Here is a 23066-nt window from a genome sequence, read left to right as displayed (position 1 = left end):
AACATCAGCGAACCCTCGTACTTCTAATTACCCCAGCCTGGAGTTGATGAATTTTAAGAACCTTTAAGCTCTCACTCATGTTTCTTTCAGCTTTCAGGGAATACTAATTCGAGTAGTGCCTATCACATAACATACGAGGTGAGTGAATGAATAACAATATCAAAAGATTAATGACTTTCACGACCGTTATTTTTCTCAGCCTGTCTCCAGCTCTTGCGCCAATCGGAAGTGCTTCTGCTGAGAAAGTAACCCCTACAGCCACCGCACCTGGTGCCCATCCTTCAGAGAAAGGTCACGGTCACCATCCAGGAAAAGACGGAAAGGTTAGGGCTGGTGGACATTTCATTATTTTTGAAACGGCTAAACTGCTGGAAATGGATCGTACAGAGCTAATCAATAGCCTGAAAGCAGGCAAAACGCTCCCGCAGCTTGCTCTTGAGAAAAAAGGCTGGACGGAAGATCAATATATTCAGAAGCTCTGCGAATCGGCAAACCAACGGCTGGATCAAGCCATCACCGAAGGACGTCTGACAAAAGACGAAGCCCAAAAGCTTAAAGCAGGACTTCCTGCGATGCTGAAGCAAAGAATAAGCAAAATGGGACAATTCCAGGATCGCAAAACATCTGAACAACATGTGACGACTCCTTAAACAATCCTCTTACACATAAAGACGGATATCTTCATGCGTTATGAAAGATATCCGTTTTTGTATCTGTCCTAATTCTTACGCGAGCTCTTGTAGATTTGAAATAAACAAATGGACAACATCAGCCAAGCACCACTAGCCATATATCCCCCAATTACGTCACTCGGGTAATGAACACCCAGATAGATTCGACTCCAGCCAATCCCCACGGTCATGAATACGGCGAACATTATTAATAAGACCCGTTCATGCCTCCGCCGCAGATGACGCCACAGTAAAAAGGCAATAACGCCGTACAAAGAGAATGCTGCCATTGAGTGCCCGCTCGGAAAACTATAACCAATCTCTTCAACAATGCGATGTAAATTCGGACGTTCTCTGTGAAAACATAACTTCATTATTGTATTCAAGAGCTGTGAGCCTAATCCAACCCACAGGAACAAGATTAATTCAAATCGGTGTTTCAGCAAAAAATAGAGCAGTGCCATGGTAACGATAGATAGGCCAATAGCGATCTTAGAGGAACCAATCAGAGATAAACCTTTGGCGAATGAGGTCAACCCCGGTGATTCCGCTGACTGTACCCCATCAATAATATAGTTATCAAAGGTTGATACCTTATTCATACTTACAAGGACAGCTATAACGGCGAAACAAGCAGCAAACCCTAAAAAAAAGCGAAAAGCTCTAGACCAGTTCTGATAATAAAGCATAAATACCTCCATGTCTATTCAGGTGACTGTTGATCTCATTTCCAGTGAGGGACTAACCCATGTTATAATTATTGAGAGAAAAAAATTCACAGAAGATGGAGTGCTGCCAAAGTGGAGAGTTTAAAATTGCAAGAACGATTGTTGAACCAGTTCATTTCCACAAAGGTGCCTGTGACGATTTTTACGACGAATGGTGTGAAAATGCAAGGGCTCGTAACCTCGTACGATGCTTTCACAATCACTTTACAAGGTCAAGGTGATGGCAGGCAAAATGTACTATTCAAATCTGCAGTATCCACTATTGTACCTCTTAAGCCCGTTTCGCTCAAATAGTCTACTCCCTCATTCACCTCATCAACCAGATAATCACAGGCTTTTATTTTCAAAAAAAGGGAACACCGGACTTTATATCCGGTGTTCCCTTTAGCATTTCCCAAGATCACTGATTCACTCTTCAAATGGAGTAACTTTATACAGGAACAATTACGGGCTTCACACATACCGGTTTGGATACTTCAGCTGTATTTCCAGTAAATTCGAGTCGGCCACTAGCCGCTTCAATTGAAAATACAACCAGATTATTCGCATCACGATTTGCCACGATAAGATAAGCTCCATCTGGTGTCAATGCGAAGTGACGTGGATGTCCCCCACGAGTAGATACATATTCCAGATGTGTAAGCTTAGCAGATGCATTATCCACAGCATACACAGCGATATTATCAGCCCCACGGTTTGAAGCGTACAGATATTTTCCGTCCTTGGAAATGGCGATTTCAGCGCAAGTATTCTCTTCGTTAAAATCATCAGGCAGCGTCGGCACTGTATCTACAGTGTGCAGAGTGCCTGCGGCACTGTCATATGTAAACGATGTAATGGTGGAATCCACCTCGTTAATTACATAAGCAGACTTTCCGTCTGGATGAAAAGTGAAGTGGCGTGGTCCCGCTCCTGGATGCAGCACCGTATCACCATGCACTTCTAGTTTGTTGGTTTCTCTATTAATTCTATAGGCCCGAATTAAATCAAGCCCAAGATCAGATACAAACACATACTGCCCGTCCGGACTGAAAATAGCGGAATGGGGATGAGGGCGGTCCTGCCGTTCAGGATGCTGGCCATGACCTGAATGTACGGCCACATCAACTAATTGATCCGCAGCTTTCTCTTCATTTAATTTGATCAAACCAACGCTTCCACCATGATAACTACATACAACAACGTATTCATCATTCAAATCTCTATTGATATGGCAGGTGGTTGTTTGACGGTTGCCAGAAGCAGGCATGGAGGGAATGCGTTTCAGTTCACTCAATTTCCCGTCTTTTGGATCAATGGCAAAGGTAACAACCTCGCCTTCTTTTCCACCCTCACCATTCGGTTTTTCTCCTATAGCATATAGACGTTTTTCAGCGGTATCTACATTAACAAAGGTAGGATTAGTTAAGCCCTGCACCGAATCCAGCAGCTTTAGCGTACCACCTGCAGCTCCATCGAATTCAAACACCTGCACTCCGCTTTCCGCGGCACTTGCATAAGAACCTGTAAACAGCAATAACTTATTCTGCTCATTCATCTCTATATTCCTCCTCAAAAGTATTGCTACTTCACACTCATTAGATGTGATCATCTATATAATCTACAATTTTTAAACGTTAATTACAAACGATAAAGTTAGAAATGTACGAAACAATTCAAAAATGGGTCTTTCCAACGATTAACTGTTGTGATATAATGAAAGCGCTAACATTAGTCTTTTATTCCGTATAAAGGGGGAACATGAATGAGTAGCATCCTGCTGGAAGCCAGAAATGTGTACGAGGACTTCGAGGTGGAAACAGACATTCTGTTCTTTAAGGTCGGGGACCATGATTTGGTCATTTTTCACGGCAGAAACTATAACATAAAAAAGAGAATGACTGCCGAGCAATTAAATCGATTGTTGTCCAATTCAAGTTATTATCATGTGTACGGTGGCTGTTATGTCAACCTGAACAAGATCAGCTCTATCGCAGATGACTGCATTTATTTCGGTGAAATGGGCCTGTATGCTAAAAACGTACGTGTCCCAAGACGAAAACAAGAAAGCATTCGTCATCTTCTGAAAGGACTGAAGTAGACATCTTATTCCCATTAGCCGGAAGGGCATGTTACTGATGCCATTTCCGGCTTTTTGCTTTTTATTAATAGAAACTTAAAAAGATCCTGCCTTTTTTTATACTTTCTTAAGGTTTAGGATTAGGATTTCTGTTAAAGTTGTAAATAGACAAGCAACACCTATATTGAAGGGAGTCATTACTAATAATGGACAAAAAAGATCTGAATGGAAATGAGAACTTAGAAAACAACGGTACCACGGAAGAAGAATTGAACACTTCCGAGATTATCAATGAAGAGGTTGAAGTAGCGCAAGTTGCTGCTGAGGAACCTGTGAATACAACAAAAGCAGACAGTATTCCAGTAATGAACAAAGTCGGTGCGAACAACGCTACGCCACCTACACCTCCGACTGCTCCTAGAAGCAATAAAGCTTGGATGATTGCCTCTATCGTATTAGCTGCAGCACTAATCATTGTTCTGGTCGTCCAAAAAGACGACAGCAAAAAAGCTGTTGCAACAGTAAACGGAACAAAAATCACAAAAGAACAACTTTATGATAAATTGATCGAAGCAGGCGGAGAAAGCACGCTGCAATCTATGATTACAACTGAGCTTGTTGATCAAGAGGCTAAAAAAGCTAACGTAACTGTTACAGATGAAGACATCAACACTGAACTTGAAGATCTTAAAGCACAATTCGGCGGAGAAGCTGCCTTTAATGCTGCTTTGTCCCAAAGCTCAATGACTGTAGACGACTTGAAAAAGCAAATGCCGCTGCAAGTAAAGCTGCGTAAAATCCTTGAGCCACAAGTCACTGTAACGGATGATGAAATCAAAGAATACTATGACACAAATAAAGCTACTTTCAGTGAAGAAGAACAAGTTCGCGCTTCCCACATTCTCGTTGAGACTAAAGAAGAAGCAGATGCAATTCTGAAACAACTGAAAGAAGGCGCAGATTTCGCTACTCTTGCCAAGGAAAAATCCTCTGATACGGGTTCCAAGGATAATGGCGGAGATCTAGACTTCTTCAAACGTGGCGATATGGTAGCTGAATTCTCTGATGTAGCCTTTAAGCTAAAAGTTGGTGAAACCAGTGATGCTGTCAAATCCGATTATGGTTATCACATCATTAAAGTAACCGACCATAAAGATGCTAAAGACTATACACTGGAAGAAAAGAAAGATGAAATTCGTAAAACACTAGTTTCGCAAAAGGTTTCCACTCTGTCCTCCACTTGGATGTCAGAAACAACTGAAAAAGCAAAAATCACGAACACACTTACTGACGCTAAAGAAGATGCAGCTGCAACAGCTGAGCCAACTGCAAGCGCAGCAGCAGGAAATGAATCCACTAAATAATTGTGCCCGTCAAAAAGCAGGACAAGCGTTAATAAACGCTGTCCTGCTTTTTTTTATTTCTATGTTCAGGCCTTTGATTAAGCCTTAATGACCTTTTTTACGGATTTGTTTATCGTGGTTCTCCCCCCACTCTTTCGCCTGCGCTGTGGCAATTGAAATCGCCCGCCCCTCCTCATAACCATCTTCGAGGAGCGCATTCGCAATATCGATTGCCTTATTGCGAACAGGTGCTGTGAAGTTCTTCAATGATTCTGGATAATCCTCTTTGTTCCATGGCATACCAAAAACCTCCTTAACCAGTCTATATACATACTTAGCCTGGTTAAGGAGGTTTCAAACGCTTATTTCACTTATTTAAAGACTTTAACACGATCTTCAATCGGTTGGAATTGTTTCTCACCAGCAGGAGTAACTGTTTTACCAAATGGCAATTGAGCAATCAATTTCCATTCTTGCGGGATGCCCCATGCTTCTTTTACTTCATCATCAATCAGTGGATTATAGTGCTGCAAGGATGCACCTACACCTGCTTCAGAAAGTGCTGTCCATACTACAAATTGCAGAATACCAGAGGATTGGTTAGCCCAAATTGGGAAGTTCTCAGCATATAGAGCGAAGTTCTCTTGCAGGCTCTTCACTACCGTTTGATCTTCGAAGAATAGTACGGAACCGTAACCTGCTTTGAAAGACGCTAATTTTTGCGCTGTTCCTTCAAATTGTTCGGCAGGAACGATTTTACGCAATGTTTCTGTAGTGATATCCCATAGTTTATCGTGTTGTTCTCCAAGAAGAACAACGGCTCTTGAGCTTTGGGAGTTGAAAGAAGTTGGGCTATGTAGCACCGCTTGTTCAACGATTTCTACAATTTGTGCATCCGAAATCGTAGATTCTTTACTAAGGGCATATATGGAACGTCTTCCTTTTACTGCTTCAAAGAAATTGTTAGACATAAAATAACTACCTCCATTAATTTTAGTAACTTACTTTTGTATATCTTAGCACCTTTTTTCTGAAAACACAACAGTTATTCACAACTTATTTTGTCGGATATATTCGTTGCCAACTCTTATTGTCGCATTTATGGGCTTAATTATGCACCTGATCTATTAATCATTAATTACTTCAGGCGGGCTAGAAACTGCCCTCTTCCTTTTCCGATATACACCACGAGCTAAAATGCGCTACAATAGTGCAGCAAATGTATAGAAGGAAGGTTATAATCATGAAATTCCCAAGCGAGAAAGCCCTTGTTCGGCATAGAAAATCAGCCTTAATCTCATTATTGCTGCTCCTTTCAATGAGCTTGGCTCTAACTAGCTGTAAAGACACAAATTCGTCTAATTTAACCTCAACAGCACAAGATCCGAATGATCTTTACCCCCTCACTTTCTGGGTGGCAACGGACACTCACTTCTTAGATAAGAAGCTACAGGATGGCGGTACAGCTTTTCAAAAATATGTAACTGGCGGTGATGGAAAAATGCTGCCTTACAGTGATGAAATCCTTGAAACCTTGGTTTATGACGCTGAGCAGCAGAAGCCTGATTTTCTCATCCTGAGTGGAGATTTAACAAATAACGGAGAACGCAGCAGCCATCAGGAGCTAACCCAAAAATTAAAGCGAATCGAAGCACAAGGAACCTCTGTTTATGTCATTCCAGGCAACCACGATTTATTTAATCCTTGGGCCAGATCCTTCAGCGGGGATAAGCAGCTTGTTACGGATTCCATTACAGACAAAGACTTTACCAAGATGTATGAGGATTTCGGTTACAAAGAAGCTGTATCACGTGATAAAGAATCACTAAGTTACATCGTTAAGGCAGCGCCAAATTTATGGCTCCTTATGATTGACAGCAGCCAATATCATAACAATCAGAAATACGGTTTCCCCCAAACGGACGGACGCCTGACCGCCTCTACCCTATCATGGATAGATAATTCTGTTAAACTGGCTGCCAAGGAGCATGCTTCTGTTCTCACGGTTATGCACCACAATCTACTAAGCCACACCTCTATGTCTGTTTCAGGCTTTAAGCTTAACAACAGTCAGGAAACAATAAAGGTACTTCGTGAAAATGAACTTAATTTAGTCTTGTCAGGCCATATCCATATGCAGGACATCCGGGTAGACCCGGTAACTTCTTCGGAAGAAACACCAATTTATGATATCGCAACAAGTGCAATGGCTGTCTATCCCCATCAATACGGAGCGATGACCTTCGATCCTCTGAGCAGAACCGTCAATTATGAAGCAACGCCCTTAAATGTAGAGGGATGGGCTAAAGCTAATGGCAATACAGATCAGAATCTTTTAAACTTCAAGACCTATGCTGAGGATACTTTTGCTACAAACTCTTATAACAAAGCTATGGATGGTTTAAAGGAGAGTTCCTTTACGCAGTCTGAAAAGGCATCGATGGCAGAGGTAATGGCCAAGCTAAATGTAAGATATTTCGCGGGGACAGCCGGCAGCTCCTCAGAAGATATTAAAGCGATGCCAGGCTACAAGCTTTGGGAAGGCCTACAAGAAGGTTTCTTAGGTGGATACATCCAAAGTATGACAGAGGATAAAGAGCTTAGTAATATAGCTTTAGAGGTGGTATTAACGAAGCAATAACTGGATTATGTATTCATATGAAAAACCCAGCCTCCACCTGCATTTATGCGTCAGATGGAAGCTGGGTTTATTGTGTTAATTAATCGTTAAGATACAACTATTTCCGTACAATAGTAATCCAACCATCTTCATCTACCGACACAGTAGCATGAAGCGCTTCAGCAAGCAGACGCAAGGATACATATGCATCGCCATACTCGTCAACAAATACAGGTTGGGCAAGCTTTACAGCCGTGCCGTTAATCAAGGCTTCGGAAGAACCGATTTTGAATACCAGTTTATCTCCGTACACACCATCAGTAACGTTAATTGCACGATTGGCCGTATCCCATTCTACAGTAGCATCTAAATCTTCTGCCAAATAACGCAGTGGGATATAAGTAGTGTTCTTGTCTACAATCGGGTAATAATATTCGTCATCAGGTTCGATAACAATGGTTCTCTTCGTAATGCCCAGATCATCCTTCAATATACGATATACATCAGAATCAGGGGCAAAATTTCTCAAAGTCTCTCCAGGTGTAAGTCCGGAAGAAATATCAAGTGCACCTTCAGTACTGATTGGATCAGCAGTTACAGCACCGCCAATGTTCCAAATCTGACTGGAAGCTTTAAGCGAGAGGCTCTTCAATGGGAAATCCTCGGTACCCGGAAGCGCCACTTTCAGATCAACATTCTGTTTACGCACATGCAGAGCACTATCAACGAAAATATCAACAGATAACTTCGTATCCTTACTCAACACGGTCTTCATCTCAGGAGTTGATTTGTAAAGACTGTCCACTTGATTGTCATATACTAGCAGCAATGCATCAACAGCCAATTTGGCAGCATCATGCAATACAGTTACGACAGCTTCTTTATCATCCAGTGGAATATCTCCGAATCCCAGATTGAAAATATCGCCAGAACCGTCTTCATCCATAGCTTTGATCACAGGGTACAGATAGTCGTAAAGACCACCCACCAATTCAGTAAAACCTTCTGTGTCTTTGGAAACAGACTTCAGGAAGCCTTTTAACAATGCAGGAAGCTCATCACCAGTCACTTCTGCATGCAGCTTCGTCATGTTCAACTGCTCACCATACACAGCATCACTAACCGGTGTAATGTTGATTACGCCAGGATTAGGAAGATTCTTAACAACGAATTTCGTCAACAGCTTACTGACATCTTCAGCTTTTGCCGTATCCAATCCTACTTCACCTAAAATTTCATCGTATCCTTGTACAGGGAAGTAGAACGGTTGTTTTGCTCCTTCAACTGTAAAAGCAAGTGTTTGTTTGTCCATAAACAAGGTGAATGGAATATTCAATTGTTTATAACCAACAGTTCCTTGGGCCGATAAACTCCCATTATCTTGTAACTTAGCTTTACTAATATTCAAGGAAAAAGAATTAATAAGATCAACCATTTCCTTATCTTCCGCGCTAATTCCCTCTATGGGCTCAGCATTCATGGAAAAAGTCATACTGGATTCTGATGATTTAACATCAACATCCCCAATCAACGCCTTATTAACATCGAACCCCCCTACCGACTGACAGCCGGCAAGAACTAGCATCAGTGCGACAAAAGGCAAAAACCACTTCAATTTCGCTTTAACTCTACTCATAGCATGTCTCCTTCATCTTATTTTGTGAAATCAATCCATTATCTCAGCTAAGGTAAGTTTTGTAAATCAAAGTTCCTTTTATTGTAAAATGTTTAGATATTCAACAAACTTCGCCATTCGATCTGAGCCCAATCCTTGTAAATTACAGCCTTAACTATCGCCAACATCAGTAAATGTGCAGGATAAAATGACCACCACATCCAGCGCGGAACCCGGTGCCGCTCCAAGCGATTCCAAATTAAAGGCGTAAAAGCAATCAGCAAGGTAGGTAAAATACTGAGCATCTGTACAACCCAATAATTATAAAACATATAGAATAGATTCAGTGTCAGATGGGCTCCAACAAGCCAGTACGATTTCGTATAACGAAAAATCAATACTAAAAGCAAACCGTACGCATTGTAATCTATAGGGTAATAATCCATTAACACTATAGCAGCAATTACCACAGGTATACCAAGCCATAGTGAAGGCAGCTTGTCCAAAATAACCAGTACGATTGCTGACAGCAATAACGTAAACACCACGTTCCAGCCACCAGAATTTAGCGCTAGATTATAGGGAATCTGGGCAATAATCGCAATCAAGAGCAACCGAAATAAATATTTAGGTCTGGATGAAGTATGGATATGTCCCTGCACAAGCCCATAACAATAAATCGGAAAAGCTATTCTCCCTACATATCTCCAAGCAAGATTCTCCGGGAAAAAGATATAGCCAATATGGTCGATTAGCATCGTCAGCATGGCAATAATCTGCATTACAATCCCCCTTAAGCATGTTGAAATATAAATTCGCCAAGTCCTTCCTCATTTCCTTTACCAATAAGCAAATGAAGACCGCGGAGAAACGATCATCCGATTTCTGTGCACCTCCCCCCCTTGACTTTATTGAATACTATTGAGTAATATTAACTAGCAACAGAATATGGCAATGATCAAAGACATGATTTCCTACACGAACTGTCCAGAGAGAGAAGTCCAGGCTGCAAGCTTCTCCAGTTACCGGTTGTGAAGTTACCCCTTTGTAGCCGTGGCGCTGAATCCGTAGATCTTTGTTTTTTCGGTAGTATGCGGCACCGATTTATCCCCGATATCGGATACCAATGAGGTCCTGTCTATATGACAGGTCGAATTAGGGTGGAACCACGAGCTGAACGCACTCGTCCCTTTCTGGGAGAGATGCGTTTTTTTGCGTTCACAACTAACAATATTTGAGAAATGGAGGCTAAAATCATGAAGATCAAGGTAACACTGCAAGATGGAACAATTAGAGAGGTACTGCAAGGAACAACGATTAAAGAAGCAGCAGGTGCCATAAGTACCAGTCTGAAAAAAAATGCTGTAGCTGGAAAAATTGATGGAAAATCTGTTGATCTAAACCAAGCGATCGAACATGATTGCCGGCTCGATATTGTTACGTTGGATAGCAAAGACGGTCTTGAGGTTTATAGACACAGTACTGCACATATCATGGCGCAGGCCATAAAACGTATATATGGAGATAAAGCTGTCCAGCTAGGCATAGGTCCTGTTATCGAAGACGGCTTCTACTATGACATTGATATTGAGAAACCTCTATCCACTGATGATCTTGCTGCAATCGAACAAGAAATGGCGAAAATCATCCAAGAGAATCACCAGATTGTCCGCCGTGTGGTGAGCCGCGCAGAGGCCATTAAACTTTTTGAAGAGCTGAATGAGCCTTTAAAGCTGGAGCTTATTCATGATCTGCCGGCAGACACAGTATTAACTATTTATGATCAAGGTGAATTCTCCGATCTTTGCCGTGGGCCACATCTTCCCTCTACTGGCTTGGTCAAAGCCTTTAAGCTGTTGAATGTAGCGGGTGCCTACTGGCGTGGAGATTCCAATAACAAAATGCTGCAACGTATTTATGGAACTGCCTTTCCTAAAAAAGCGCAGTTAGAGGAACATTTACTGTTTCTTGAAGAAGCTAAAAAACGTGACCACCGTAAGCTCGGCAAAGAACTTGAGTTGTTCATGTTCTCAGAAGAAGCGCCAGGCATGCCCTTCTATCTTCCCAAGGGAATGACAATCCGTACAGAGCTTGAGAACTTTGCCCGGGAATTACAAAGACAGAGAGATTACGATGAAGTTCGTACACCGCTGATGATGAACAATCGGCTTTGGGAGCAGTCAGGACACTGGGATCACTACAAGGACAATATGTATTTCACAGATGTAGATGAAACAAAATTTGCCCTTAAGCCGATGAACTGCCCTGGGCATATGCTAATTTTCAAAAATAATCTGCATTCCTACCGGGAACTGCCTATCCGTATCTCGGAATTCGGTCAAGTGCATCGCCATGAATATTCTGGAGCACTGAACGGGATGATGAGAGTCCGCACTTTCTGCCAGGATGATGCTCACCTCTTCGTTTTGCCAGAGCAAATTGAGGATGAAATAAGACGGGTAATCTCACTGATTGACCATATTTATCAAGTGTTCGGCTTTGAGTATAAGATTGAATTATCAACTCGGCCGGCAGATTATATGGGATCTGAAGAATTATGGGATCAGGCTGAACAATCTTTACAAAATGTATTAGACAATCTCGGGATCGAATATCGTGTGAATGAAGGGGATGGCGCGTTCTATGGACCTAAGATTGATTTCCATATCTTAGATGCGTTAAAACGTAGCTGGCAATGTGGAACAATCCAACTAGATTGGCAAATGCCAGAGAAATTCGATCTTACTTACATCGGGGAAGATAATCTTAAACATCGCCCGGTCGTAATCCATCGCGCTGTTTATGGGTCGATCGATCGTTTTATGGGGATTATTACTGAACATTTCGCTGGGGCTTTCCCACTGTGGCTCGCACCTGTTCATGCGAAGTTATTGCCAGTCTCTGAGAACTATGTTGACTATGCACTGCAAGTGAAGCATCACATGGAGAAGGCTGGCATTCGTGTCGAAGTAGATATCCGAAATGAGAAGTTAGGCTACAAAATTCGTGAAGCTCAGCTTGAAAAAGCACCTTACATGCTCGTACTTGGAGAGAACGAAAAAAATTCCGACACTGTCTCTGTAAGAAAACGTGGTGAAGGTGATCTTGGTTCGAAGAGTATCCAAGACATCATTGAACAGATTAATGAAGAGATTATTAGTAAGAGATAAATTTAAGGGGCTGTCTAATCGTAGAAAAACTACGTTTGAGACAGCCCCTTCTTTATAACCTATTCATATTCACATGAACTCTATTTTACGTACAGGCGGCTGCTCTCTTCCCAATATTCGCCTGGTTTCAGGCTGAACAAGCCGATTTCATCAGCAGGAAGATCTACCATTGGCGCATTCACCAAGTTAATTTGTGGCTCAGGGCAGAAGAACTGTTCTGTAGCACCATTATTCCAGATCATCCATTGTTTGTACGAAGTCCCTACATCGTACACCAAGGTTACTCCAGCTTTGCTATCGGTAAGCTCCATCCGGTTGCGTCCGTTCTGAGGTACAGCCGTGTAGTGATTGTCCATCGATGCAAAATATGGATTCACACCTTCTTCACGAAGCTGAACTTCTCCTGGCTCCAACGCCTGGAATTTGCCTGTTGGCAGCATGCGGTCGTTGAGCTCCCAGCGCTCGCCAATAGTAGCTTTTACGCGGTAATCTTGTGCACTGCTTCCTGGTGCGAAAGGTGCGTTAATGGCAGTGTGGAATGCCAGCAAACAAGGCATCACATCTTCTCCATCATTGTGCACCAACACCTGTTGAGATAATCCTCCTTCGCCGAGGGTATAACGCAATTTGATCGTATACTTATGTGGCAAATACTGATAAGAAGGATGATTCTCATCCACCTTGATGAATACGGTTACGAAGCTTTCAGTCTTACCGCTGCCAAATTCTTCGACTTCCCAAGCTGCAGTATGTAAAAATCCGTGTAAATGGTTGCCCGTTGCAACTTCATTTACTGGAAATTGATAAGTTTGACCATTCCATGGAAATTTACCATCCTCATAACGATTTGGAGGAAATAATACAGGAATTCCGTGAATCCCCGGACTTGCCTTAAAGGCTTCCATCTCTTCAGCTCCAGGCTCATGCAGGAAGCGATATCCGTTTTCGGTATCACGGAAACAGATCAGGTTGCCGCCAATGCCTGGCAGAATAGCTGCCTCATAACGACCGGCTTTCAACCAGATAGCTGCTTCTCCTTCATATTGTCCTTCATACGCTGTGATTGACATAATATATTGTTCTCCCTTCCAGTGTCTGATAATTGTCTCCACTTGATAGATTACCACATCTAGTCATGAGGTGACATGCTCTTTTTACAATTGCTCCACTTCTACGCTCATTACATGTTCAATTTTCTTCACATCGTAATAGATTTCTGTTGCGTAATCCCGATCCGGTGCTGAGATCACCATATCGATCATTTGTCTGCCATCTTCCAAATCTTTAATTTTCATTCTTCGAATCGCTCGGGATGGACCTCTAGTACTACGCTGCGAGCTGACCTGAGGCCGCTCGATTTTTTGGATCACTTCTGTAAGCACAAAATTAGCTTCCATAATGATCCTCACTGAAACTTCATGTTTATTCAGTACTTCTGGTCCTAGCGAACGGATTAAATGAGGAACTAAATTCACAGCAAACATCAGCAGAATAACCGCATATGCTGCCTCAATATAGAATCCCGCACCCACAGCTATACCAATTCCAGAAGCTGTCCAGATGAGTGCTGCCGAAGTAAGGCCCGAAATGGCATCTCCGCCTCTACGCAGAATAACACCCGCACCCAAAAAACCAATCCCGCTGACAATCTGAGCCGCAAGCCGCATTGGGTCCATGTTTGGATGCTCTGGTCCTGCGAACTTATCAAAGGCATGGATAGACACCACTGTGACAAGACAGCTCGCAATGCTTATGACCATACTGGTCCGTATCCCCAGCGGTTTCTGCTTGATCTGTCGGTCAATCCCGATGAACAGCCCGAACAGCATGGCCACTAGTAACTTCATTAATGATTCCAATTGAAAATCCACATCGCAATCTCCTTTCTCCAGAGATACTCCATTATAACGGAAATTGGAGATAATGATTAGCTTTATTTTACAACAAAAAACGGCATAGCCATCCTCACCGCAGATGCTCTTTCGACCCGTGTGGTCCGGCATAGCGACGAGGATGGAATCCGTTATGAGAGGCCAAGATTATGTTGAAAAATTAACCATGCAGAAGCGACTCTGCACCGTCACAATAAATTTCCGTCCCCGTAATATGATCTGAATCTTCAGACGCCAGAAACAGCGCCAGCTTCGCTACTTGATCAGGTCGCCCCGGACCTTCTTCCAACGGTTGATCTCCCTCAGGAAATTCTACTGGGATTTTCACTTCTTTCAGATCCTCTGATGGAAAAGTGTTGTCATCTATATTGGTCTTTATAGCCCCAGGACAGATCGCATTTACGCGGATTTGAAATTGAGCCAGTTCCAGTGCCGCCATTTTCATAAAAGCAACCTGTCCTGCCTTTGTCGTACTGTAAGCAGAAAAACCAACATTAGAAAATACACGATTTCCGTTAATGGAGCTGTTGATCAGGATGCTGCCTCCGCTTTCTTTTAGATGCGGTATCGCATATTTAACAGTCGCGAAGGTTCCACGCAGGTTAATATGAATGGTCTGATCCCAAGCTTCAATATCCATCGTTTCAATAGGCGTCATCGCCCCATTAATTCCTGCGTTGGCAAAAACAACATCAAGACGACCCCATTTCGCGGCCGCCTTATTTATCGCCGCTTCCACTTGTGGTGGTTCAGCAACATCACATTCGATAACTAGGGCTTCTCCGCCCTCTTTCTCCACTTGCTGTCTAACCTTTTCCGCGTTCTCTACAGTTCTGTCCAATAATACAACTTTGGCTCCGTTACGTGCGAACTCAAGCACGGTTGCCCGGCCAATTCCTGAGCCGCCTCCGGTTACAACTGCAACCTTACCTACAAGCTTTTTATCTGCCATATCGTGATATCCTCCTTCTTATCATGCAAGTCTTCCAGTTAAGTTCTTTCCTTAACCTTAACCTTGCATACAGAAGTTGAACCGACAGATATTTACTTTTCCTTTAGGATTATTATTCTCCCTGACGAAGATGAATGATGAGATCGTTTAATCCAACTTCCCGGATCCCTTCCACTATAAGCTCAGCTAGAAGACGAGCCCCTAAAATCTGAAAATGTGTATTATCATACACCCCACCTGGATGCGCAATAAATTCTCCTGGATAGCTCCACATGAATAAATCTTTTGAGCCCTCTGAGCCATAAGCTTCAAAGAGCTTGCGGCTCTTCTCGGCTAAATCAATCAGTGGAACCTGCTCGGTATCTGCGAGTTCCCGCATGGCGATTAAATAATCTCCATGCGTGTCTACAATTGCTTCTTCACTATCAAATCTTCGCCGATGTACAGAGCTCACAAGAACCGGATAGGCCCCCGCTTCTCGGGCGACTGTAATCAACCGGAGCAAATGTTCTTTATATGTAGTAAAGGGCTCGGTATGTCTTAAATCATCAGTTTTGGAATCATTATGTCCAAACTGGATGAACAGATAATCTCTGAGTCTGATATCTGCGGCAATGCCCTCCAAATGCCCTTCCTCAATAAAACTCTTGGAACTGCGTCCAGAAAGTGCTCGGTTATCTACAGCTATTCCGGCTTTGAAGCAGCGTGGCAGCAGTTGGCCCCACCCCGCATAGGGGTAACCTTCTTCCCCTTGATCGGTCACCGTGGAATCTCCCGCCAGAAATAAGACTAGCGCTTCATTGTCCATCTGAATGTCCAAGGCGTTAATACGCGGTGCCGCACCCGAGAACGATAGCTTTAGCTGCCCATCCTTAACCCTAATTGCAAAGGATTCGCGCAAATATTGGCCCGCAGGCACATTTAGCGTGTCCAATACGAACTTGCCTTCTCCAGCTTTGATAAATGTGCTGGTATCTGCCAGAGCATCACCCAACAGCAGCGTAACACGGTAGATCCCATTCGGGAGATCCAGAAGAAAAACTGCTTTCTGTGGGATGCAGCAATCGCTTCGCAGTATATCTGTTCCCCCTCTGAAACGACCAAAGACTGAGGAATCAGAAGTGAAACCATACCCTATTTCCTTAGAATAAGATGTGTCCGGCCGAATTTTGGTGTAGCCAGGCTCAGCTTCCTTAATCCCAAAATCAAAACGATAGCTATCCAAATTCAGCCGCACCTTTCTTAATTAGAGATTTAAAACATTTATATTCGTTTGCTGAAATCAACCTTTCAAACCACTGGTGCTGATTCCTTCTACAATCTGCTTTTGGAAGATAAAGAAGATAATCATGACTGGTGCCAAACTTAGAACAGACATGGCGAACATTGGACCCCAGTTGGATACGGACTCACTGTCCAGGAACATTTTAAGCCCCATCGAAACTGTATATTTAGAAGGTGAGTTCAAGTACAATACCGGTCCAAGCAGGTCTTCCCAGCGCCAATAGAAGGAGAAGATCGCCGCAGTAGCCATAGAAGGACGAATGAGTGGAAGTATAATTCTGAAATAAAGTCCAAATTTCCCACAACCATCGATGGTAGCCGCTTCATCAAGTTCAACAGGAATGGTCCGAATAAACTGCAGCATTAGGAAAATGAAAAACGGGACACCGAAGAACTGTGGAACAACGATCGGTTTGATACTGTCGAGCCATTCCAATTTGGCATAGATAATGTATTGAGGGACGAGCACCACATCGGAAGGAAGCATCAGGGTCATCATCATGATTCCGAACCATAAGCCATGGCCTACAAATTTATTGCGGGCAAAACCGAAGGCAACCAGTGAAGATGAAATGACTGCGCCCAGTGTTGCGACAATAACAATTACAAAAGAGTTCTTGATGAAGACACCAAAGGAGTAACCTGCAATACCTTCCCAGCCTTTAGCATAGTTCCCCCATTCCCATGGATCAGGTATAAGGTGCTGCGCTGTAACAAACACAAGCCGGCTCTCTTTAAAAGAACTCATGATCATCCACAGAATCGGATACAGCATAACGATAGCGAGGCCACCTATAAGGATGTGATAAAGCGGCCATTTCAGTTTAATTTTCGCCATGGATTATTTTCCTCCTTCCGACTCGTAGAAGACCCACGATTTGGATGTCTTGAACAAGATTCCGGTCATGATGCCGACAAGCAACAACATTACCCAAGCCATAGCCGAAGCATAACCCATATTATTAAACATAAAGGCCTGACGGAATAAATAGAGAGAATACAACATAGTGCCGTCCATAGGTCCGCCTTCACCTTTAGAGATAATATAAGCTGGAACAAAGGTCATGAATGCGCTGATCGTCTGCATAACTAGATTAAACAGAATCACTGAACTTAAGAGTGGCATAGTAATCTTGAAGAACTTTCTGAAGAATCCGGCTCCATCCACACTAGCTGCCTCATACATTTCACCAGGAATATTTTTAAGACCTGCAAGAAAGATCAACATGGATGAGCCAAACTGCCACACAGATAGAGTTATCAACATGATAAGCGCAGCATTCGGATTGCCAAACCAACTTACCGGTCCAATTCCGAAAAAGCCAAGCATGCCGTTAATAATTCCAGTATCACTAAAAATATTACGCCACATGATGGAGACCGCCACACTACCACCTATAATAGAAGGTAAATAATAAGTTGTCCGATAGGCTCCTACCATACGTGATTTCGTATTTAGAATCATGGCCACAAATAATGCGAAGGTTAGACGTAAAGGCACACCTATAAATACGTAAAGCAGCGTTACCTTTAGTGAATGCAAATATTTCGGGTCATTTGAGAACATTTTGATGTAATTATCAAATCCAATCCACTTAGGTGGAGCGAATAAATTGTATTTGGTAAAAGAAAGATACAGCGAAATGATCATCGGGATCAGTGTGAAGCAAAGGAAGCCAATGACGAACGGACTGATGAAGGCATATCCTGTAAGGTTGCTTCGTAACCGCCGGCCGGTGAGGTTCTTTTTCTTAACAGCCAATGGATTCGAAGGTAGGGGATTCGTTAATGCCAAGGGTCTCCAACTCCTTTTTATGTGAATAATATGGGAAACGGGATGCCGCCTAGCGAAAGGGCATGCCGTTTCCCATGTGAGACGCAGTATAGTTATCTGTTACCCTACGATTAACGGCTGGAGAGAATAGAGTTCGCTTCTTTTCGGAACTGTGCTGCTGCTGCTGCTGGGTCGATTTTTCCGAAGTTCATTTGTTCAGCAAGGTCTGTAAGCAGGGCTACAACCTCTGGGGAACCTACCGGTGGACTCATAGGTGAAGTAGTAGGCTCCATGTCAGCAACAAACTTAAATACTTGCTTACCGGAATCAGTTAATTGTGTAGCTACAGATTCTTTGATTTTGCTTGAAATCGGTACTCCGCGTTCGCCTTTGATCAGGTTGTTAGCTTCCACATCATTAATCCAGAAATCAACGAACTTCGCTGCTTCTTCCTTCACTTTAGAGTTAGAAGTAATTGACCAGTACATACTTGGCTGCATGTAAAGCCCTTTATCCATATCTGGACCAGGCATTTGTGCCAGCTCCATAGGACGATTTACAGCGATTTGCAAAGCAACGTATTGGTTCGACCATTGCCATACACCGATACCTGTCCCTTTAACAATATCCGACTCTTCAATTACCCCTTTATTTTGGCTCAGTTTGTCTTGTGATGGGACCGCTCCATCTTTAATCAAACCAGACAACATTCCGAAAAAGTCAGTGAACAACGCATCGTCCTCATAGCCAAGTGCGGAACCATCATTGTTATAGAGTGCCAGCCCTTTTGTACGCAGATAATAGTTGAAGAACACGTCTGCTGCCATGGAACCGTCCATATACAGTCCAGCCGACTTAGCTTTCGCGGCGATTTCCTTGTATTGATCCCAAGTCCAGTTCTCTGGGATAGAATCAACACCTGCCTTTTTCAGCAATTCTGGATCATATTGAAAACCAAGTACGTTAACCCCTAACGGAATTCCGTATTGCTTCTCACCGATCACTCCAGTACTCAGCACGTTCTCATTCACATCGCCGACTTGAATCTGAGAGTTCAAATAAGGTTTCAAATCTTCGAGCTGTCCGTTAGATCCATATTGATTAATATAGGAAATATCCATTTGAACGATATCAGGAAGTCTATTTGCAGCAGCTTGCGGAGCAAGCTTTTTCCAGTAATCATCAAAGGATGCATATTCAGGCTCAATGGTTACATTCGGATATTTGGCTTCATACATATCAATAACTTGTTGTGTATAAGAATGTCTTGTATCTCCACCCCACCATGCGATACGCAGGGTTACTGGTTCTGCTGAGGTCGTGGCCGCAGGTTTCGTCTCCGAAGGAGTATTTGTAGCGGAATCCGTAGCAGCAGCATTGTTATTGTTGTTACCTCCACAACCAGCTAACATCGACGACAACAATAATGGTACGGCTAGTAAAGCGAATCTCTTTTTCAATTTCATGTCCCCTTTTCCTATGATAGTGTAAAGGCTCTGATCCCTTTAGGTAGCGCTTTCATTGGTTAAATTTTCTCAAATATTCCGTGATTATTGAATACAAAAAACCGTCTTGTTTGTTCAATAATCAGTTCGCTTGAGGGGGTTTCATGAAATCTGTAGGGGTCTGGCCGGTTACTTTTTTAAAAACCTGACTGAAATATTGTGCATTTCCACCGAAGCCGAACATTTCAGCCAGCTCAAATACTCTTACATCCCCACTTCTCAAAATATGCTCCGATGCTTTAGCAATCCGGTAATTGGTTACGTAATTCGAGAATTTCTCTCCGGTAATTTTCTTGAATATTTTGCCGAGATAGTCGGGATTCATATATAACATTTCAGCAGCGACCGAGCTAAGCGACAGCTCTGCATTCTTGTAATCCTCTGCGATAATTTTGAACATTTTGTCTACAATAAGCGATTGCCGGGAACTAAAATGTCGGTCATACATCGCTGTTAAGCGAACCGCTGCCTCTTTGACGTATGCTTTTAAACCTCCCAAGGTTCTAATTTCGGCAAGCTCCGCCAAGCCCGATGTGAAGCTATTTCTTTCATCAGGGACTGCTAAACGAATCATAGCGGAATATAACTGTAAAACATATGAACGCGTCACGTTAATATCTAACCGTTCATCCGCGAGCAAGTTGAATAATCGTTCCAATTCCAGCTCTACCGTATTTTGATCGCCTGCTTTTATAAGTAGACAAATATGCTCTTCATCTAGCTCGATATCATTTCTTCCACTTAGCTCATCACTTGGGATATCACTCCCGGTAATCAAACCGCCCGCCTCCAAATAAAAACGATGGTTTAGGCACTGCAAGGTCTGACGATACAATCTCCGGGAATGAATCATAAGGTCAGCATCACTAATCGCGATTGTCACATCCATTTTATAAAACTTGCAGAATACCTCTCTTACTTCAGCGATACGTTTAAGCAAGGGGCTATTCTGCACCGTATTTCCTTCGTCTTCCAGTAATATTAATAAATGACCGCCTATCGTCGCACTCAGGAGTGTTTCCTGAAGTACGTCCTGGGCAATATTTTGCAGAGCGAACAATTGCTCATATTCGTAAGAACCTTCTAGTCGGAACAGGAGCAAGCGTACCGTTTTGTCATTGAGTTCAATGCCGAATAATTCCTGATAGTACTCTAGATCCTGACTTCCATAAGTTTTGTTAGAGATCCATTCCTTCAAAAATTGTTCTTTCACATGGGGCAACACCTTCTGAAGACGTTGTTTCATGCTATTTACGAATTCGCCCCGGCTCTTCTGTTCATCGAGCTCTGCTACCAGCTCAACCAGCGCTTCATGGATCTGATTCTCATTGCACGGCTTTAAAAGATAATGTTTGACCCCGTTCTGCATAGCAATACAAGCATAATCAAAATCCTTATAACCAGTCAGCATAACGAATTTCACATCTGGAAATCGTTCACTGCATTTTTGCACCAGTCCCAAACCATCTAAACCAGGCATAGAAATATCAGTGATCACAATTTCGGGGCTAAGCTCCTCTATTTTTACCAAAGCCTCAATCCCGTTCCACGCCGTGCCTACAAGCTCTGTTCCCGCTCGTCCCCAGTCCACAACCTGCGATATCCCTTCCAGAATCAAGCGTTCATCATCCACCAGCAGCAGTTTATACATTCTCTAGCACTCCTTTTAAGTAAGGTATACGCACATGTATAGTTGTTCCTTGACCCGGTTCACTTTCTATGGAAGTGCCCCATTCAGGACCGAAGACGATTTGAATCCGTTCCGCGATGTTAGCTAAGCCGATGCCTTCTCCACGGGTCTTAACTCTTCCCATCTGCAAATCTTTGATAAATTCAGCGCTCATTCCCGGTCCATTATCACTGACTCTGATATCGAGGCCCTGCTCTTCTTCACTAACTGTTATAGAAATGGTACACGGCTCAATATTAGGCTCTAGTGCATAGCGGATAGCATTTTCGATTAAAGGCTGCAAGGTCAGCTTCGGAATCAAAGCGTCATGCAGATGTTCAGGTACATCCATCCGGAAATCAAGCCTCTCATCAAACCGTGTTTTCTGGATAATGACATAATTGCGCACGATAGTGATCTCTTTTTCTAGTGTAATCAGCGGATCCTTTAGACCAATAGAGCTGCGGAACAAGTAACCGAGCGCTTCTACCATTTCTGAGATTTTGGCTTGTTTGTTCATTTTGGCTAACCAGTTGATTGATTCCAGTGTATTGTACAAAAAATGCGGATTAATCTGGGCCTGCAAAGCTTTTAGCTCTGTCTCTCTAATAATCAGCTGCTTCGCATAGTTCTCATCAATAAGCTCTCTGATCCTGCGGATCATCATTTTAAAAGTCCGGTTTAGCTGACTAACCTCGTCCTGCGCAGTCTGTGAAACCACACCTAATGACTGTTCCTCCAGATTGTCCAGATCGCCTTTCTCGATTTGCTTCATTTTTTTGGTCAACTTAGAGATCGGACGTACAATACTGCGAGCAAGCCTGTAGCCTAAAAGGAGACCAATTAATAAGATTAGTGCGAATATGATGACGACCAGCTTTTTGACAAAAGTAATATGTTTGAACATCTCATTAAATGGAGTGGCATTGATGTAGATCCAATCTATATAAGATGATTTCGTCTTGGTTATAAAATAAGTACCTTCTTGATATTTGGCCGTGCGATATAGCTCCGGACGTTCTGTCTCTTCTTTAAGCTCTTCTGGCAAAAGAATCGGTGCTTCAGGATAGATTGCCTGTCCCGTCGTGGCATCAACTGCGATTAATTGGTCTGTATCGCTCGTACTATCCGCAATGATTAGATCGATCCGAATACGGATCACGAGTGTTCCCAGATCATCCAGCGTAAACGTTGACCCTGTATAAGATTTAATCTGCCGAACCGCCAAAAGTGAATTTCTGTTTCCTTGCGGATACCACACTATACTTCCGCTAGCTTCCGCAGCTAACGGCTTTAACTGATCCTGCAGATCCTGTGATACTCCTTCACGATTGCCCGCAGTCATTACTCCGCCACTTGTATCCATCAGCATCATGGAATAAACGTATTTCTCTGCCCCTGCAAAAGCAACCAGTCTGTTTATGATCTTGTTATGTAGAACTTGTCTTTCATAAGGCTGTGGATCATTCTGCAATTGGCGCAGGCATTCTTGAATTTGCTCATCAGACACCACTGTAAAAGAAAGCTGATCCAATTCTCTTAGGGCATTTTCGATGCTAATGGAGGACATCCCCAGTACCTCAGAAGCCTTTTCATAAATTTGCTTGTCATAGATACGATAAACATATTGCAAAACGGTCAAAGAGAATAAAAAGGAAAGTAGAAGCAAAAAGGAAATAATCAGTATCATTTTGTTGAAAATGCCCGAACTTCTGTAAGCGCTAACATTTTTCCAAATCATCTGCATTCTCCGCTCCCTAAATATGATAATTTTCATTTATTAT

At 42.8% G+C, this 23066-nt stretch carries 21 protein-coding genes; 6 read left to right on the top strand and 15 right to left on the bottom strand.

What is annotated here, in order from left to right; genetic code table 11:
• Positions 1 to 146 precede the first annotated feature (146 nt).
• Positions 147 to 650 carry a hypothetical protein gene (locus tag MHI32_RS12550; RefSeq protein WP_076183438.1) on the top strand — a complete coding sequence of 168 codons (504 nt, stop codon included), beginning with the start codon at positions 147 to 149 and terminating at the stop codon, positions 648 to 650.
• Between the two features lie 68 nt (positions 651 to 718).
• On the opposite strand, the gene MHI32_RS12545 is transcribed toward MHI32_RS12550, so the two are convergent.
• Positions 719 to 1360, bottom strand: a complete 642-nt coding sequence (locus MHI32_RS12545; RefSeq protein ID WP_340012453.1) for a phosphatase PAP2 family protein — start codon at positions 1358 to 1360, stop codon at positions 719 to 721.
• A gap of 111 nt (positions 1361 to 1471) precedes the next feature.
• Between MHI32_RS12545 and hfq the strand changes: the two genes are divergently transcribed.
• Entirely contained in the window at positions 1472 to 1693 is a 222-nt protein-coding gene (gene hfq, locus MHI32_RS12540; protein ID WP_036686247.1) for an RNA chaperone Hfq, read from the top strand.
• A 136-nt stretch (positions 1694 to 1829) separates the two neighbouring features.
• Here hfq and MHI32_RS12535 read toward each other — a convergent pair whose 3' ends face one another.
• A complete protein-coding gene (locus MHI32_RS12535) occupies positions 1830 to 2936 on the bottom strand; it encodes a lactonase family protein (RefSeq protein WP_340012452.1) in 1107 nt (368 codons plus the stop codon).
• 207 nt (positions 2937 to 3143) lie between these two features.
• Here MHI32_RS12535 and MHI32_RS12530 point away from each other — a divergent pair, with 207 nt between their 5' ends.
• Together MHI32_RS12530 and MHI32_RS12525 are read left to right on the top strand one after the other, a co-directional pair.
• Positions 3144 to 3479 (top strand): hypothetical protein, encoded by a 336-nt coding sequence (locus MHI32_RS12530; protein WP_036686243.1) that lies wholly within the window; start codon positions 3144 to 3146, stop codon positions 3477 to 3479.
• 185 nt (positions 3480 to 3664) lie between these two features.
• The gene (locus MHI32_RS12525; protein WP_076125905.1) at positions 3665 to 4822 is read left to right on the top strand and encodes a peptidylprolyl isomerase; all 1158 of its coding nucleotides are present in this window, start codon (positions 3665 to 3667) and stop codon (positions 4820 to 4822) included.
• A gap of 84 nt (positions 4823 to 4906) precedes the next feature.
• On the opposite strand, the gene MHI32_RS12520 is transcribed toward MHI32_RS12525, so the two are convergent.
• Positions 4907 to 5101 carry a hypothetical protein gene (locus MHI32_RS12520; protein WP_036686240.1) on the bottom strand — a complete coding sequence of 65 codons (195 nt, stop codon included), beginning with the start codon at positions 5099 to 5101 and terminating at the stop codon, positions 4907 to 4909.
• 71 nt (positions 5102 to 5172) lie between these two features.
• On the bottom strand, positions 5173 to 5772 hold the full coding sequence (locus MHI32_RS12515) for a nitroreductase family protein (RefSeq protein ID WP_076125903.1): 600 nt from the start codon (positions 5770 to 5772) through the stop codon (positions 5173 to 5175).
• Positions 5773 to 6044: 272 nt separating this feature from the next.
• Between MHI32_RS12515 and MHI32_RS12510 the strand changes: the two genes are divergently transcribed.
• Positions 6045 to 7442: a metallophosphoesterase gene (locus tag MHI32_RS12510; protein ID WP_340012450.1), complete on the top strand. Its 1398-nt coding sequence runs from the start codon at positions 6045 to 6047 to the stop codon at positions 7440 to 7442.
• A gap of 97 nt (positions 7443 to 7539) precedes the next feature.
• Here the strand turns inward: MHI32_RS12510 and MHI32_RS12505 are convergent, their stop codons facing one another.
• Together MHI32_RS12505 and MHI32_RS12500 are read right to left on the bottom strand one after the other, a co-directional pair.
• Positions 7540 to 9057: a copper amine oxidase N-terminal domain-containing protein gene (locus tag MHI32_RS12505; protein WP_076125900.1), complete on the bottom strand. Its 1518-nt coding sequence runs from the start codon at positions 9055 to 9057 to the stop codon at positions 7540 to 7542.
• A gap of 92 nt (positions 9058 to 9149) precedes the next feature.
• Positions 9150 to 9818 (bottom strand): TraX family protein, encoded by a 669-nt coding sequence (locus MHI32_RS12500; RefSeq protein WP_339190682.1) that lies wholly within the window; start codon positions 9816 to 9818, stop codon positions 9150 to 9152.
• 474 nt (positions 9819 to 10292) lie between these two features.
• Here MHI32_RS12500 and thrS point away from each other — a divergent pair, with 474 nt between their 5' ends.
• On the top strand, positions 10293 to 12206 hold the full coding sequence (gene thrS, locus MHI32_RS12495) for a threonine--tRNA ligase (RefSeq protein WP_339173628.1): 1914 nt from the start codon (positions 10293 to 10295) through the stop codon (positions 12204 to 12206).
• 80 nt (positions 12207 to 12286) lie between these two features.
• Here the strand turns inward: thrS and MHI32_RS12490 are convergent, their stop codons facing one another.
• The 9 genes from MHI32_RS12490 to MHI32_RS12450 all read right to left on the bottom strand — a co-directional run bounded on the left by MHI32_RS12490 (position 12287) and on the right by MHI32_RS12450 (position 23023).
• Positions 12287 to 13276 (bottom strand): aldose 1-epimerase, encoded by a 990-nt coding sequence (locus MHI32_RS12490; protein WP_076183424.1) that lies wholly within the window; start codon positions 13274 to 13276, stop codon positions 12287 to 12289.
• 84 nt (positions 13277 to 13360) lie between these two features.
• Positions 13361 to 14077 carry an MgtC/SapB family protein gene (locus tag MHI32_RS12485; protein ID WP_036686231.1) on the bottom strand — a complete coding sequence of 239 codons (717 nt, stop codon included), beginning with the start codon at positions 14075 to 14077 and terminating at the stop codon, positions 13361 to 13363.
• A 181-nt stretch (positions 14078 to 14258) separates the two neighbouring features.
• Positions 14259 to 15050: an SDR family NAD(P)-dependent oxidoreductase gene (locus MHI32_RS12480; RefSeq protein ID WP_076105002.1), complete on the bottom strand. Its 792-nt coding sequence runs from the start codon at positions 15048 to 15050 to the stop codon at positions 14259 to 14261.
• 112 nt (positions 15051 to 15162) lie between these two features.
• Positions 15163 to 16275 (bottom strand): rhamnogalacturonan acetylesterase, encoded by a 1113-nt coding sequence (locus tag MHI32_RS12475; RefSeq protein ID WP_340012449.1) that lies wholly within the window; start codon positions 16273 to 16275, stop codon positions 15163 to 15165.
• Positions 16276 to 16332: 57 nt separating this feature from the next.
• On the bottom strand, positions 16333 to 17172 hold the full coding sequence (locus tag MHI32_RS12470; RefSeq protein WP_038570347.1) for a carbohydrate ABC transporter permease: 840 nt from the start codon (positions 17170 to 17172) through the stop codon (positions 16333 to 16335).
• Positions 17173 to 17175: 3 nt separating this feature from the next.
• Positions 17176 to 18096: a sugar ABC transporter permease gene (locus MHI32_RS12465; RefSeq protein ID WP_076105030.1), complete on the bottom strand. Its 921-nt coding sequence runs from the start codon at positions 18094 to 18096 to the stop codon at positions 17176 to 17178.
• A 143-nt stretch (positions 18097 to 18239) separates the two neighbouring features.
• Positions 18240 to 19568, bottom strand: coding sequence for an extracellular solute-binding protein (locus tag MHI32_RS12460; RefSeq protein WP_248548093.1), 1329 nt, complete (start codon positions 19566 to 19568; stop codon positions 18240 to 18242).
• A gap of 127 nt (positions 19569 to 19695) precedes the next feature.
• Positions 19696 to 21264, bottom strand: coding sequence for a response regulator (locus MHI32_RS12455; protein ID WP_076183420.1), 1569 nt, complete (start codon positions 21262 to 21264; stop codon positions 19696 to 19698).
• On the bottom strand, positions 21257 to 23023 hold the full coding sequence (locus tag MHI32_RS12450; protein WP_076183882.1) for a sensor histidine kinase: 1767 nt from the start codon (positions 23021 to 23023) through the stop codon (positions 21257 to 21259). The genes MHI32_RS12455 and MHI32_RS12450 overlap by 8 nt, the downstream gene beginning before the upstream one ends.
• Positions 23024 to 23066: the final 43 nt, after the last annotated feature.

The organism is Paenibacillus sp. FSL H7-0690 (assembly GCF_037980415.1).
GTDB lineage: Bacteria > Bacillota > Bacilli > Paenibacillales > Paenibacillaceae > Paenibacillus_AQ > Paenibacillus_AQ odorifer.
The sequence above is the reverse complement of the archived record's forward strand: the minus strand, read 5'-3'. Positions and strand labels throughout refer to the sequence as shown.

Bases quoted from the DNA above. Each gene is read 5' to 3' on its own strand.
- MHI32_RS12470 (WP_038570347.1), bottom strand. From the start codon at position 17,172: ATGGCGAAAATTAAACTGAAATGGCCGCTTTATCACATCCTTATAGGT.
- thrS (WP_339173628.1), top strand. From the start codon at position 10,293: ATGAAGATCAAGGTAACACTGCAAGATGGAACAATTAGAGAGGTACTG.
- MHI32_RS12530 (WP_036686243.1), top strand. From the start codon at position 3,144: ATGAGTAGCATCCTGCTGGAAGCCAGAAATGTGTACGAGGACTTCGAG.
- MHI32_RS12455 (WP_076183420.1), bottom strand. From the start codon at position 21,264: ATGTATAAACTGCTGCTGGTGGATGATGAACGCTTGATTCTGGAAGGG.
- MHI32_RS12515 (WP_076125903.1), bottom strand. From the start codon at position 5,772: ATGTCTAACAATTTCTTTGAAGCAGTAAAAGGAAGACGTTCCATATAT.
- MHI32_RS12450 (WP_076183882.1), bottom strand. From the start codon at position 23,023: ATGATTTGGAAAAATGTTAGCGCTTACAGAAGTTCGGGCATTTTCAAC.
- MHI32_RS12505 (WP_076125900.1), bottom strand. From the start codon at position 9,057: ATGAGTAGAGTTAAAGCGAAATTGAAGTGGTTTTTGCCTTTTGTCGCA.
- MHI32_RS12510 (WP_340012450.1), top strand. From the start codon at position 6,045: ATGAAATTCCCAAGCGAGAAAGCCCTTGTTCGGCATAGAAAATCAGCC.
- MHI32_RS12535 (WP_340012452.1), bottom strand. From the start codon at position 2,936: ATGAATGAGCAGAATAAGTTATTGCTGTTTACAGGTTCTTATGCAAGT.
- MHI32_RS12490 (WP_076183424.1), bottom strand. From the start codon at position 13,276: ATGTCAATCACAGCGTATGAAGGACAATATGAAGGAGAAGCAGCTATC.
- MHI32_RS12525 (WP_076125905.1), top strand. From the start codon at position 3,665: ATGGACAAAAAAGATCTGAATGGAAATGAGAACTTAGAAAACAACGGT.
- MHI32_RS12500 (WP_339190682.1), bottom strand. From the start codon at position 9,818: ATGCAGATTATTGCCATGCTGACGATGCTAATCGACCATATTGGCTAT.
- MHI32_RS12480 (WP_076105002.1), bottom strand. From the start codon at position 15,050: ATGGCAGATAAAAAGCTTGTAGGTAAGGTTGCAGTTGTAACCGGAGGC.
- MHI32_RS12545 (WP_340012453.1), bottom strand. From the start codon at position 1,360: ATGCTTTATTATCAGAACTGGTCTAGAGCTTTTCGCTTTTTTTTAGGG.
- MHI32_RS12520 (WP_036686240.1), bottom strand. From the start codon at position 5,101: ATGCCATGGAACAAAGAGGATTATCCAGAATCATTGAAGAACTTCACA.
- MHI32_RS12550 (WP_076183438.1), top strand. From the start codon at position 147: ATGAATAACAATATCAAAAGATTAATGACTTTCACGACCGTTATTTTT.